This window comes from Candidatus Symbiopectobacterium sp. NZEC135 (genome assembly GCF_025962695.1).
This window is the reverse complement of sequence record NZ_JAGFPF010000752.1, coordinates 1-979: the sequence shown is the minus strand read 5'-3', so window position 1 is coordinate 979 and position 979 is coordinate 1. Positions and strand designations below refer to the sequence as shown.

Annotated in this window: 1 protein-coding gene; it reads right to left on the bottom strand. The window is 43.1% G+C overall.

The features are described from left to right. The coding region (locus J5224_RS30205) for a thiamine pyrophosphate-binding protein (protein ID WP_264628738.1) at positions 1 to 443 on the bottom strand (443 nt) is incomplete at its 3' end. Positions 444 to 979 lie beyond the last annotated feature (536 nt).

The window sequence follows — 979 nt, the reverse complement described above, 5'->3', positions numbered from 1 at the left end:
CCCTCCAGCGTGCGCTGCAATGCGGTTTGGACGTGTGAAACCAGTTCTTGTGCCTTTTCGAGTTGCAGGCAGGATTTGGTGATGCCTGCCATCAACCCGACGTTATCAATACATTGATGCGTCAGGTTAAACCTGATCTGCGGGCGCGGAATCTGCGCGGAGCAGGCGACCATGGGCGAGTGGTCCAACATGGCGGAACACACACCCGTAGCCATATTGGTTAACCCAGGGCCAAACGTGGCCCAACACATATGGGGCATTCCGGTGAGTCGCCCCGCGACGTCTGCCATAATTCCCGCCGCACATTCATGTCTGGTTAAATAAAAGGTAATACCAAACGATTTATCAAAACGTATTGCCTCCGCCTCACCGCCAATAATGCCGAAACACGTTGTTATGCCCATGTTGGACATCGCCTTAAGAAAAAGTTCATCAAATTGCATGTTCATCTCCTGTCGTGAGGTTCGGTCAATAATTATGGCCCCGGATGTGGTAAATATATTAAATAACCCTGCGGAATGATTTCGTTTATCAGATGCTGTATTTTTATCTTTTTATTTATGAAAGCCACAGGTTGTTATCTCTGTGAATGACAGTGAGTAAAAAAGTAAAACTTGATGGTACGGAGTATAAAGGCTGTACATCAATAAAAAATAAACGTCAGGTGAAAATAAAAGAATCGTTGATGACGGCAGGATAGGGTTTCAGTCTTATTATTGTTACTGGTGTTATTATGCTATTTTGCCGAATTGGTTGATTTTCTACATTAAATATATTCGACATGATAATGGTATTCAATGGGTGTTTATGTTCAACGAATATGAAACCCGCACTTTTCTCTTTGCATCTGAAGAAGAAAGATATCACTTAAGTCAACATCCTATTATAATACCTTCATTCTTAGTCCCAAAATGGGTTTTCGAAACGAGAGCAACATGCAACGACTGACCATCTCTATGGATGACGAACTGGCACTGGA